13 protein-coding genes are annotated in these 12,097 nt (G+C 46.1%); all 13 read left to right on the top strand.

Features of this window, described 5'->3' with window-relative positions:
- Nucleotide 1: 1 nt before the first annotated feature.
- The 13 genes from DESMER_RS19575 (at nt 2) to DESMER_RS19520 (ending at nt 11,921) form a co-directional block, all read left to right on the top strand.
- Entirely contained in the window at nt 2–328 is a 327-nt protein-coding gene (locus DESMER_RS19575) for a ribosomal-processing cysteine protease Prp (protein WP_014904804.1), read from the top strand.
- Nucleotides 322–630 carry a 50S ribosomal protein L27 gene (gene rpmA, locus DESMER_RS19570; RefSeq protein ID WP_014904803.1) on the top strand — a complete coding sequence of 103 codons (309 nt, stop codon included), beginning with the start codon at nt 322–324 and terminating at the stop codon, nt 628–630. The genes DESMER_RS19575 and rpmA overlap by 7 nt, the downstream gene beginning before the upstream one ends.
- 230 nt (nt 631–860) lie before the next feature.
- Nucleotides 861–1,364: a Spo0B domain-containing protein gene (locus tag DESMER_RS19565; protein WP_014904802.1), complete on the top strand. Its 504-nt coding sequence runs from the start codon at nt 861–863 to the stop codon at nt 1,362–1,364.
- Between the two features lie 174 nt (nt 1,365–1,538).
- A complete protein-coding gene (gene obgE, locus DESMER_RS19560) occupies nt 1,539–2,807 on the top strand; it encodes a GTPase ObgE (RefSeq protein ID WP_014904801.1) in 1,269 nt (422 codons plus the stop codon).
- 113 nt (nt 2,808–2,920) lie between these two features.
- Nucleotides 2,921–3,061, top strand: a complete 141-nt coding sequence (locus tag DESMER_RS23835) for a hypothetical protein (protein ID WP_158405974.1) — start codon at nt 2,921–2,923, stop codon at nt 3,059–3,061.
- A 263-nt stretch (nt 3,062–3,324) separates the two neighbouring features.
- Nucleotides 3,325–4,542: an efflux RND transporter periplasmic adaptor subunit gene (locus DESMER_RS19555; RefSeq protein WP_014904800.1), complete on the top strand. Its 1,218-nt coding sequence runs from the start codon at nt 3,325–3,327 to the stop codon at nt 4,540–4,542.
- Nucleotides 4,539–5,738, top strand: a complete 1,200-nt coding sequence (locus tag DESMER_RS19550) for an ABC transporter permease (RefSeq protein ID WP_014904799.1) — start codon at nt 4,539–4,541, stop codon at nt 5,736–5,738. Before DESMER_RS19555 ends, DESMER_RS19550 begins: the two co-directional genes overlap by 4 nt.
- 23 nt (nt 5,739–5,761) lie before the next feature.
- Entirely contained in the window at nt 5,762–6,055 is a 294-nt protein-coding gene (gene yhbY, locus DESMER_RS19545; RefSeq protein ID WP_014904798.1) for a ribosome assembly RNA-binding protein YhbY, read from the top strand.
- Between the two features lie 454 nt (nt 6,056–6,509).
- Nucleotides 6,510–7,388, top strand: a complete 879-nt coding sequence (locus DESMER_RS19540; RefSeq protein ID WP_014904797.1) for an FAD binding domain-containing protein — start codon at nt 6,510–6,512, stop codon at nt 7,386–7,388.
- Between the two features lie 185 nt (nt 7,389–7,573).
- The gene (locus DESMER_RS19535) at nt 7,574–8,986 is read left to right on the top strand and encodes a sigma-54 interaction domain-containing protein (RefSeq protein WP_014904796.1); all 1,413 of its coding nucleotides are present in this window, start codon (nt 7,574–7,576) and stop codon (nt 8,984–8,986) included.
- Between the two features lie 456 nt (nt 8,987–9,442).
- Nucleotides 9,443–10,099 carry an ABC transporter permease gene (locus DESMER_RS19530; protein ID WP_014904795.1) on the top strand — a complete coding sequence of 219 codons (657 nt, stop codon included), beginning with the start codon at nt 9,443–9,445 and terminating at the stop codon, nt 10,097–10,099.
- A gap of 61 nt (nt 10,100–10,160) precedes the next feature.
- Nucleotides 10,161–11,276: an ABC transporter ATP-binding protein gene (locus DESMER_RS19525; protein ID WP_014904794.1), complete on the top strand. Its 1,116-nt coding sequence runs from the start codon at nt 10,161–10,163 to the stop codon at nt 11,274–11,276.
- Nucleotides 11,277–11,921 carry an ABC transporter permease gene (locus DESMER_RS19520; protein ID WP_014904793.1) on the top strand — a complete coding sequence of 215 codons (645 nt, stop codon included), beginning with the start codon at nt 11,277–11,279 and terminating at the stop codon, nt 11,919–11,921. It begins immediately after the preceding gene.
- Nucleotides 11,922–12,097: the final 176 nt, after the last annotated feature.

Raw genomic sequence — 12,097 nt, 5'->3', positions numbered from 1 at the left:
AGTGTGGGAGAATGACCAAGGGCAGATTCGTGAATTCGAGTTGTCCGGACATGCCGGGTATGCAGAAGAAGGTCGGGATATAGTTTGTGCAGGGGTTTCTGCACTGAGTATCGCGGCTGTCAACGGGCTGGAACGTTTCTTGACGGTTACGCCTAAAGTAGAGACGAGGGATGGATATATCTCTTGTCAGCTTATAGGAGAGGCTGAGCAGGATTTAGAGAAGGCACAGCTGATCTTGCAGACGATGGTGTTAGGTATTGAACAAATACAAGCTGATTATAGTGAAAAGTATATATTAATTGATCGAAGGAGGTGGACTCCATGCTAAAAATGAACCTGCAATTATTTGCCCATAAAAAAGGGGTAGGTAGTTCGCGAAATGGTCGGGATAGTAATGCTCAACGTCTGGGCTTAAAACGTGGTGACGGACAATTCGTTAAAGCTGGTACGATTATCGTTCGTCAACGTGGAACGAAGTTTCATCCCGCTAAAAACTGTGGTCTGGGTAAAGATGACACCTTGTTTGCTTTAATCGATGGTTATGTTAAATTCGAACATAAAGATCGTACTCACAAACAAGTAAGCGTTTATGCCGAGCGCCCGAAAATGCCGGTGGCTGTCGCCCAATAAGCTGTCTCAAACGTTACCCCTGGGAAATCCCAGGGGTTTTTCGTGTATAGTTTAGAATATATGCCTCGGCGATCCAGTATGTTGAGAACATTGTGACTATATAGTATCGTTGTATGTACAGTTAGGATTAGTTCGAGCTCTACTTTTTTATCCGCTAAGAATCACTTGATTACATATTTATCTTGGTTATAGTTTAGAGAACCTTAAATATGAGAGAAGAGAGGAAAACGATGACTATGTCTGAGGTAGAACAAGTTCTTTTGTCAGAAATGTTATATTGGTATCGCCTCCAGAGGCATGACTTCCTGAATCACTGGCAGGTGATTATGGGGAATCTGCAGCTTAATCGACCGTCGGAAGCCCTTTCCTACATGCAACAGGCTGTTCCTATATCGCCGGAAGAGCAGAAGATAACGCAAATCCCCGAACCTTCCTTAGGGGCGATTCTTCTCGGTTTTATAATTCGTCTTGAACAGGCTAAAGTTGATACAACCATTGATTTTCCCGGCGAGATGAAAGAGAAAGACTTTTGGAAAGATCATTGGCGGGAAGAATATGCAGGAGGGTTATACGGGTACACTACTGAATGCATGGCCGAGGTCATTCAGTCTAGCGAGGTAAAAGGCTTGACTGCTGAAATATATCTGTTTGATGAACCGAGAGGGTTAACTTGTCAGTTCATGCTATCTGATGAGGAGACCACTCTCTGTGACAAGTTGATTACCTTAAGTTAGAGTAAAGTACATCTGGATACAAGCATTTGGAGTAGGCAATCTATCCTGTAGAATTATCTACTGACTAAGCGGAAATGAAACTGAAGAAGAAACTAAACTATTAAATGAAACTAAACTATGGGTTTAATTCTAAGCCCAAGGTTTAATGATATACGAATTAAGGAGAATTAGTCTATGTTTTACGATCGTGCGAAAATTTATGTTAAAGGCGGAGATGGCGGTGCGGGTATAGTTGCTTTCCGCCGAGAAAAATATGTCCCGGAAGGCGGTCCCAGCGGCGGAGATGGCGGTCGCGGGGGGAATGTGGTCTTTGTCGGGGATGAAGGCTTAAGAACTCTGGTTGACTTCCGTTATAAACGTCATTATAAGGCGGATCGCGGAGATAACGGGATGGCTAAAAATATGAGCGGCCGAAGCGGCGAGAGTACAGTTTTGCGCATTCCTGTGGGGACTGTGATCTTGGACGACGGGACAGGGGAAGTTATTGCGGATATTACCGAGCATGGACAACGAGTGGTTGTGGCAGCCGGCGGACGAGGCGGCAGAGGGAATGCTCGGTTTATGAGCAATACCAACAAAGCTCCGACTCTTTCGGAAAATGGGGAACCCGGGGAAGAGCATTGGCTCCGTTTAGAATTGAAACTATTGGCGGACGTGGGGTTGGTTGGTTTTCCCAATGTGGGTAAATCCACGATTATTTCTAAAGTGTCTGCGGCCAAGCCCAAGATTGCGGATTATCACTTTACCACCTTGGTGCCTAACTTAGGGGTTGTGGATGTTGAGGATGGGGAAAGCTTTGTCATGGCTGATATTCCCGGACTTATTGAGGGTGCTCACACGGGGGCGGGCTTAGGTCACGAGTTTTTACGTCATACTGAGCGGACCCGGTTGATCTTGCATGTCTTAGACATATCAGGGTCGGAAGAAAGGGATCCCTTGGAGGATTTGCGGATTATTCAGGATGAGCTGAAACTTTATAGTCCGGCACTGGCCGAGAGGCCCGTGATTGTTGTGGCTAACAAAATAGATATTCCCGGTGCTGAAGAGAATTTGGAACGGTTGAAGGGGGAACTTAAGGACCGTTACGAAATTTTCCCAGTATCCGCCGCTACCGGAGAAGGTTTACAGAACTTGATTTATCATATTGCTAAGGTTCTGCCGGATATCTCGGCACCGACAATTGTCACTTTGCCGGATGAACACAGGGTTACGAAGGTTAAATCGGATAAGCGATTCGAAATTCGCAAAGAAAACAACCTCTTTATTGTTGAAGGTGACGAAATTGAAAAACATGTTAAGATGACTTTCTTTGATCAAGAGGATAGTGTTTATCGCTTCCAAAATATCTTAAAGGCTATGGGGATTGATGCCGCCTTGGAGGCAGCAGGGATTAATGAAGGAGATAAGGTGGAGATCGCCGGGGTCTCCTTTGATTGGGTATAGTAGACCTCGATGCCGCTGCGGCTGAAAATAGATCATTAGGGTCAGGCGGCTTCGTCCACATCCGTGCAAGACCTGCTAATTCGTGCGAAGACAGCTGCAAGAAGGCTTAACCCGTGCGAAGGCAGTGCCTTCGTGAACTCAGCATTCCAAGGCTCGCCTACCGGATTGAGCGGGAGCGATCTTCAGCGGATAAGTATTCTTTGGAGATAGCCGCTTCAGCGAAAATGTATCCTACGCCGGTAGGGATTCCTTAAGGGATCACGGCTTCGGCGATACTCTCCGCTGGAGACTATCGTACCGGACACTTTCGTGCCAAACCTTTGGGTAATACCTGATGTGGCCCCGTGGCTCCGCTTATCAGGAAAGCATTGTGGGCTTTACCGCCTCTCCATGCAATGGGTTCACTTCTGTGGATCGAAGCCGCCCTGTCTTTCGGGTCTATTATTTAAGAATGATTTGAGGTATTTTTTTTACGGTAGTATGAGCTAAATACTTTCACGGGTTTGGGGGGGACAAGGTGACGAAACGTCTTTGGTGGATAATAGGAACAATGCTTTTAATTCTTGCGTTAGCCTTAGGTGGATGGTGGTTTTGGGGAAAGTCTCAGGGCCCGCTGAAGGTTAGAGTCGGGGTGGTTACTCCGATCTCAATGCAGGAAGACGTCTTTGCGACGGGGAGTGTGGTTCCGGTGTCAAGCCAGGAGGTACGTGCATTGGCTCCCGGGCGAGTAGCCAAAGTTGCGGTGAAGGTGGGGGAGACTGTTCAGGCAGGCCAAACTCTTGTAGCCTTAGACACTACCCTGGTGGATGCTCAAGTCGCTCAGGCTCAAGTGAATGTGGAGGCGGCTCAAACAGTTGTTAATTCTGCTCAGGCTAATTTAGAAGAGTTAAAGAAAGCACAAACCAGTGGGAGCGGTGCTGCTCCTTCGGGCAGTGATTCTGAGAGTGTTTCCGGCCAGTCAGGTGGTTTAAGCTCTCTTCTGCCCCAATTCGGAGGCCAACAAAGCAGCTCTCAGCAGATTATTGTGAGTCCTGCTCTTATCAGGCAGGCGGAAGGAGCCTTAGCCCAAAGTAAGGCGGCGTTAAAACAGGCCGAAGAAATGTTGAAGGTTGCTCGGGTGCAACAGGGTCAGCTGATTTTTAAAGCAAGTATGGCCGGCACGGTCATTGAGGTGAATGCTCAAGAGGGCAATATCTCTTCTGTACAGCTTCCCTTAGTTGTAGTAGCTGATCTGAAACAGCTGAATGTCGAAGCTCAATTGAACGAAGTTGATGCGGGAAAGGTTCAGGTTGGCGGGAAAGTGAAGATCTCCAGTAAAATGTTGAAGGATTCCTCAGTTCAAGGAACAATTGTGGAGATTGCCCCCACTGCCGTCTCTGCCTTAAGTGTTCAGGGCAACTCATCTCCCACTGTGGGCGTAAAAATTCGCTTGGAAAATGCGCCAGTTGAACTGAAGCCCGGCTTTACTGTTAGTATTGAAATTGTGGTGGCAACTAAGGAAGGGGTTTTGGCCGTTCCTCAAGAGGCCCTTTTTCAAGAAGGAAACAAGAATTATGTTTACCGAATTCAAGCCGGACGCCTGGAAAAAGCTGAAGTTAAAATCGGGATAGGGAACGATACTCACCAGGAGGTTACCTCCGGCTTAAAGGAGGGGGATCAGGTGGTCTTAAATCCCTCCAATGATTTGGCGGAAGGAATCCAGGTTAGCCCTGAAGTGGGAAGTGGAGGGGTATGAGCCTTTTAGAAGGACTGCGGGGAGCTCTTTTTAGTCTGCGAACCAATAAGCTGAGATCGGGACTTACCATGCTGGGGATTATTATTGGGATTGCCGCTGTGATTGCTGTTGTTACCATAGGTATGGGAGGCAAAGCCGCCATCATGCAGGAAATGGAGAAAAGCGGAGTTAATCTCTTTGTGCTGTATGGTAAATCCGTGGGTAACAGCGGACAGAATGCGGGGAGCATCTTAACTCTGCAGGATGGAGAAAGCTTGAGACGGGCTCTGCCCCAAGTTAAAGTTTTGCTGCCGGCCAGTATTGAATATGCGTCATTAGAAGTGAATCAAAAGCGTTCTTCCGCCATGGTTGTGGGGACGACCCCCGAGTTTGCGGATTTGCGCAACCGGGACATTGCCCGAGGACGTTTTCTCTCAGAAGAGGAGTTTTCTGCTGACCGGCGGGTCGTGGTGATTGATCAGACCTTAGCTGAGGATTTGTTTGGAGCGGGAAATCCCTTGGGGCAACAGGTTATTGTCCATAATGTTCCTTGTCGGGTGATTGGCGTCCTGGCTAAGGATACCTCTTCCTTTGCCCAGTTTAATGTTGGCCCGCAGAATGCCTATGCCTATATCCCCTGGGGGACTTGGTCTGATGTCTTCCAGTCTCAGCGAGTTGACCAACTAGAAGGTTCTACATACCGGGAAACGGATTTGACCAGTACTATTGAAAGCGCTAAGCGTATCTTGAATGTACGGCATGGAACCACAAATCAGTATGAGGCCTTTAACATGCAGCAGCTGGTTCAGTCAGCCAATACAATTATGCGGATTCTAACGAGTTTTATTGGTTTAGTTGCCGGCATATCCCTCTTGGTCGGAGGGATTGGAATTATGAACATTATGTTGGTTTCTGTGACTGAGCGTACCCGAGAAATCGGATTGCGCAAAGCCGTAGGAGCCAAAGAAAAAGATATTTTACTGCAATTTTTGTTAGAAGCCATTGTTTTATCTCTAATCGGGGGGATCATGGGTATCGCTTTGGGGGTAGGGAGTGCCTTGATCGCTTCATACCTTTTAAACTGGCCACCGCTGCTGTCCGGCTGGGCGATTATCTTTGCAGTGTCTTTCTCCATTGGAGTGGGATTGTTTTTTGGATTTTATCCGGCCTTCAAAGCAGCTAAACTAGAGCCGATGGCGGCCTTAAGATATGAGTAACAAATTAGGGGGAAGATTTTTAAATGTTAAAAGGGAAGCAAAAACGTTTTTTAAGAGCTATGGGCAATGAAATGGTGCCTATTCTTCAGGTAGGAAAGAGCGGAATTACCGAATCGGTTGTTACCCAAACTAATGAGACCATTGAGGCTCGGGAGTTGATCAAGGGACGAGTCTTGCAAAATTGCCTGGAGGAGCCCAAAGCTGTTGCTGCAGTACTTGCTGAACAGACTGGGTCTGAGTTGGTGCAAGTCATTGGGCGCAACTTCTTGTTATATAGACCTTCCAAGGATAAGCCGATGATTGAGCTGCCTAAGTAAGGCAGGCTTGGCTGGGCTGAGGCTTTAGGTAAGGATAGGCAAACGTAATCGCAATCGTCTGGTTCCTATGGCTGGGAATGTATGAACTAGGGTGTATTTATTAGGATTAGTTAAAATTGGGGGCTGCCTTAGGGCAGCCTCTTTAAATTGATCCACTAATCTCCTTCAATCAGGGGGAGTTTGCTGGCGTTTTTCATTTAAAGGTTAGTAATATCGATTACCCAAGCCAAAGATAGCTAAAAGCGCTCCGCCTTAGAGCCAGACAGAAGAAGACCCAATGTCTACCCAGGCAGGTTTTTTCAGCGGAGCAGCCATGCCGGCCGTTAAAACTTTCTTACAATATAAAAGAGGGGATAATTGTACATCCATCGAATAAATTGAAGACATGCAGCGGTATCCGACTAATTAATGCAAAAAACCATCTCTTGGCGTTTATCTGGAGAGGAGTTTTTAGATGGCGAGATGTGAGGTTATTTGTCCGACAACAGTTGCCGAAAGTCTTGAGAAGATTTCCGGAATTAATGAGAACGTGCTTTTTTTAAACGGCGGCACTGATCTGGTGATTAAACTTCAGAACGGTCAGCTTAAACCTGCTTGGATAATGGATCTTTCTTTAATATCAGAACTCAATTTCATTAAGGAAGTTGAGGGCAGGATTAAGATTGGCAGCGGGACAACCTTTGCTCAAATCAGTGAGAGTGATCTGGTTAGGAGTGCGGCTAGATGTCTAAGTCAGGCAGCCTCTCAGGTGGGGTCTGCTCAAATTCGGAACCGGGCCACTATCGGGGGAAATATTGCTAATGCCGCAGCGGCGGCGGATAGTTTGCCTGCTTTGCTGGTTTTGGAGGCTTGGATTAGTATCGCCGGGCCCAAGGGCTCGCGGAGAATTCCCTTTTCCCACTTGCAGTCAGGAGGGGTTCAGGGTCTTCAAGAGAAGGAGCTGATTCTGGAGATTGATTTTCCGATTGTTCAAACCCCGGGCAGGACTGGAGTTAAGAGTGCCTTTGGGAAAATCGGTAGTCGAACTGCTGTGTCTGTAGCCCGTTTAAATATGGCTGCTCTGCTGGAATGTGATGTTGAGGAGCAAAGAATTCTCAATTCACGATGGGCTGTGGGGGCTTTAGGGCCAACTCCCTTTCGGATAGAAGGGTTGGAGAGAGAGTTGCAAGGCCGGAGGGTGGATTCCCTGAGTGCGGAAGAGATTGCCGACTACTTAACAGGTGTCGTGGATCAAGCGATTCCCGGCCGGGCTTCTCAGGAATATAAACGCCAGGCCATTAGGGGCTTAGTTTACGACCTTCTTGCTGATTTATCCGATGACTACCAGCCGTAAAGATAAGATGACGGCTGCTACGTCCCTGGATCACTTGATGATCATCCTGGGGTGAGAAGATTCCCGCCTCTTAGGCCTTCCCTGACAGCTCATGAATACTGAATAATGGCTTAATGAAAAGAGGATATTGTGGATGGTTGGAGAATTAACGAGAAGAAGGGTGGATAATAACTAGGAGGTAAGTAATGCCTGGTGTTGTTATGGATCAAGTTTTTAGGCAGCTTTTTAATTCAATTGACGAAGGGGTTATTGTTACCGACCCTGATGGCCAGATAATCTTCTACAATTCTGAAATGGCAAAGTTAGAAGAGTTGTTGTCCGAACAAGTTGTCGGAAGGTATTTGAATGAAGTCTATGATGCTGTTACCGTGGAAAGCAGTGAACACCTAAGTGTGGTTTTAACTAAGGAGCCGGTTCTTGAGAAGCATAAGACTTATTTTACGAATAAGGGGAAAGAGGTCACTATTGTGGCCAGTACCTTTCCTGTGCTGGAAGATGATCAGGTAATTGCAGTCTATTCCGTGTGTAAGGATATCAGTAAATTTAAAGAACTCTTAACTAAGACAATGCAATTGCATGACCAGATTGGATTTGAAGGTCAAGAACCCCGGGGTAATAATGGAACTCGCTACACCTTTGATTCCATTGTTTACGCCAGTTCTGCCATGAAGGATCTGGTTGCCTCTGCTAAAAAGGCTGCCTTGGCGGATGGATTTATTTTAGTGTTTGGTGAGACGGGAACTGGCAAAGAGCTGTTGGTTCAAGCGATTCACAATCACAGCCCTCGCAAGCATGAGCCTTTTGTAGCAATTAATTGTGCGGCAATTCCGGAAACCCTTTTAGAGAGTATACTTTTTGGCACAACCAAAGGGGCTTTTACCGGTGCCGTAGAATCAAAAGGATTGTTTCAGCAAGCGGGAAATGGCACTTTGTTTCTGGATGAGCTGAATTGCATGAGTATTAATTTACAAGCCAAGATTCTTCGGGTTGTGCAGGAAAGAATGGTCAGACGAGTCGGTGGGACTATGGAAATTCCGGTTCGCTGTCGGGTGATTAGTTCTACGAATGTGGATCCCTGGGAATCAGTGAACAATGGCAGTTTGCGTAAAGATCTTTTCTATCGTTTAGCCGTGATGACTCTCTTTATCCCGCCCTTAAAAGATAGAAAAGAAGACGTAGAGGCCCTGATTCATTCCTTCCTCAATCGTTATCAAAAGATCTACGGCTTTGGTCAAGTTCAAATTGATGCCGTCTTAAAGGATATTTTTCTTCGCTACCAGTGGCCCGGGAATGTTCGGGAATTAGAACATATTATTGAAAGCGCCATGAATATGTTAGATGGCCGAAAGGTTATTACCGTCGATCACTTGCCCCACTATCTGAGAGCAAAATTTGTCAGTCAGGATGGAACCTTCCCTGAATACTACAAAAAAGGATCTAATACTTTGGCTCATGTACTGAGAGAAGTAGAAAAGCAAGTGATTCGAGATGCCTTGAAAAGCCATGACGGAAATATTACCAGGGCTGCGGAGTCTATAGGAATTGCCCGTCAAAATCTTCAATACCGGATTAGAAAACTTGATGTGCAAAATTTTTAGGCGGGCAAGAAATGTTGGCACTTGCCTTTGGAGGGCTCACGGCGGCAATAGGACGGATGCTTTTGCAAATATTCTATGCGCCGGGGTCTAGTTTCTAAAGCGTAACGTGGACTTTGGTTACGTCACGGATACTACATAGACTATTACTTATAGCCGAGTGAACTGCTTCAAACTAAAGCTGAGTATCAAAACTTGAGAATTGATAAAGAAGGCCCGCCCGCAGTAGAATTTTGAAGTCCCCCAGGTGCAAAAAGGAAAGTATACATATAATTATCAGAAATTAGGAACGATTCTTGCATTAGAGATTAGGTTAGAGAACATATCTCCTTAATACATAACTTTTTGGAGCATTTTTTCAGGGGTAGATGATTATTTTAGTTTAGAGATTTTTAAAGGATCTTAGTGCATGTCTTAATTTCTCTCGTATATTAATGAAAGAAAGTGAGGTGATGGCGAATGACCTTAACGGATTTTGTAAGTTTTCTGGTGAAGAATACTAAGACTATTATGGAATACTCCGAAAATCATTTTACCCTGGTGTTGCTGGCTGTGGGGATTTCTTTGCTGATCTGGGTGCCTGTTGGTCTTTTGTTAACCAAAAGTGATAAGTGGGCAGCGCGAGTTTTAGCGTTAGCTAATACGATATTTTGTATTCCCAGTTTGTCGATGTTTGCGATTTTGGTCACAATCCCAATGTTTGGTCTCGGCCGAAAGTCTGCCTTGCTGGCTTTAGTTCTCTACGCAATGATGCCTTTGATTCGCAGTGTCTATGACGGGGTGAAAAATGTTGATCGCAATGTGATAGAAGCGGCCAGGGGAATGGGAATGAGTACCAAGAGAATTCTCGTAGAAATTCTTGTGCCTTTAGGTATGCCGATTATCTTTGCCGGTTTTCGAATAACCGTGGTCATGACTACCGGTATCGCTGCAATAGCCACCTATATTGGAGAGCGGAATTTAGGGCGATTTATTCAGGAAGGCCTTGTTCGTTCTAATACACCGATGATGGTCACCGGTGCCCTGATTATTTCTGTAATTGCCATCGGTTTAGATACTATTCTTGGAATGATTGAGAAAAGGATTGTTCCCAAAGGATTACGAGTGAGTCGCTAACCCTCATCAGGATGGTAGGTCTAATAGAGGACGGGGTAGAGTTTTACAGAGGAGGATTCTGATGATTCAACTAGAGCAGATTACGAAGCAGTACCCAGGTCAAGCAATGCCAGCAGTGGATAAACTATATTTGTCAATTCCAAAAGGAGAAATTTGTGTTTTAGTTGGACCATCCGGCTGTGGCAAGAGTACGATTTTGCGCATGATTAACCGGATGATTGAGCCGACTTCCGGGGTTGTGAAAATCGATGGACAGGATGTTACCACTACGAATCCGGATCAGCTGCGGATGGGCATTGGCTATGTTATCCAACAAATAGGTCTTTTGCCTCACCGGACGATAGCCGAGAATATTGCCATTGTACCTCGGCTCTATAAATGGCCGAAGGAGAAAATCAAGCAACGGGTTGATGAACTGATTGTTATGATGGGGCTTGACTTGGAAAAGACCAGGGGCAAGTATCCATCTCAACTTAGTGGCGGGCAAATGCAGAGAGTAGGGGTTGCCAGGGCCATGGCTGTCGATCCCCCCATTATGCTTATGGACGAACCTTTCGGAGCAGTTGATCCCATTGCCCGAACTCATTTGCAGGATGAGTTGCTGCGACTCCAGAAAGAAATTAAAAAGACGATTGTTTTTGTGACCCACGACATTAATGAAGCCATTAAAATGGGGGATAGGATCGCTATTTTCAATGCGGGGCAATTAGTACAGTTTGGAACTCCGGAAGAGATCTTAACTAATCCCATTAATGAGTTTGTGGAAGACTTCATTGGGCGGGACCGGGTTGTTAAAAAGTTGAATTTGTATCTGGCTGAGGATGCAATGCAGCCCGTTAAATGTTTGCTTAGGGAAGATGAGTTGCAGAATGTCGCTCAGAAGATGAAGGATACCGGAGCGGAGGTGGCTTTCCTCGTCAATGAGGCCGGCAAAACTTGTGGTCAAATCTCGGCTGTGGATGTCAAAGAGTTTGGGATGGATATCGAAGGATTGCGGAAACGAGCCCGGCGCAGGTCAAACGCCTTTGTTCAAACCACCACTCCCTTCCCGGATGCACTCTCTCTGCTGCTGGAATATGATGCGGATTATCTGGGAGTTCTAAAGGGTGAGGAACTCTGCGGAGTGCTCTCTTTCCAAGGAATTAGGAAGCATGTGTACAGGAAAGAGGGTGAGTAAATGCGCTGGGAGAATTTCAGGTTTGCTCTTTTTGAGAAGGCTCCCGAGGCTTTGTTAGAGCATTCCATGATTGTTGTTATCACCATAACCATTGCAATCCTGATTTCTGTACCCCTCGGAGTCTTTCTTAGCCGTCCGAAATATAAGAAGTTTGGACTTGTTACCCTTAATATACTTAACCTATTGCAAGCTGTTCCCGGGATTGCGGTTATTGCCTTGGCCCTGCCGATCCTGGGTTTGGGCATGAAGCCTGCTATCGTGGCCCTTTTATTTCAGAGCCTTTTGCCTATTGTTAGGAATACCATTGCCGGTCTGTTGGGGGTTAGCTCAGATGTGAAGGAAGCCGCCAGCGGGATGGGAATGTCTCAGCGAAGAATTCTGTGGGAAGTAGAGCTGCCGTTGGCTATCCCGATTATTTTAAGTGGTATCCGGACTGCGACTGTTTATGTGGTTAGTATTGGTACCTTAGCTTCTCTGATCGGTGCGGGTGGCCTGGGTAATCTTATTATGGGCGGCCTTTCTCTCTTCCGACCGGAATACTTACTGGTTGGAGCGGGTCTGGGGGCTTTGATGGCTATCTTTTTAGATAGGATGATTAATTACCTGGAATATCGAATCACTCCTCCTGGGATGAGGGTTGAGTAGATAAATTAGAGAGATTCAGCTGTCGGATGTGCATATTTTAAGGCAATTCCTCTCCGTCTCCGAGCCAGAAATTTTGTTGGACTATTTTGACGGGAGTTGGAAATGATATTGGAGCTTTTGGGGGTTGTTTATCATCTTCATGCAATGGCGCTTGAGGGAATTAAGGACGGTTCCCT

The sequence above is a fragment of the Desulfosporosinus meridiei DSM 13257 genome (assembly GCF_000231385.2).
GTDB classification, from domain to species: Bacteria; Bacillota; Desulfitobacteriia; order Desulfitobacteriales; family Desulfitobacteriaceae; genus Desulfosporosinus; species Desulfosporosinus meridiei.
The sequence above is the reverse complement of the archived record's forward strand: the minus strand, read 5'-3'. Positions and strand labels throughout refer to the sequence as shown.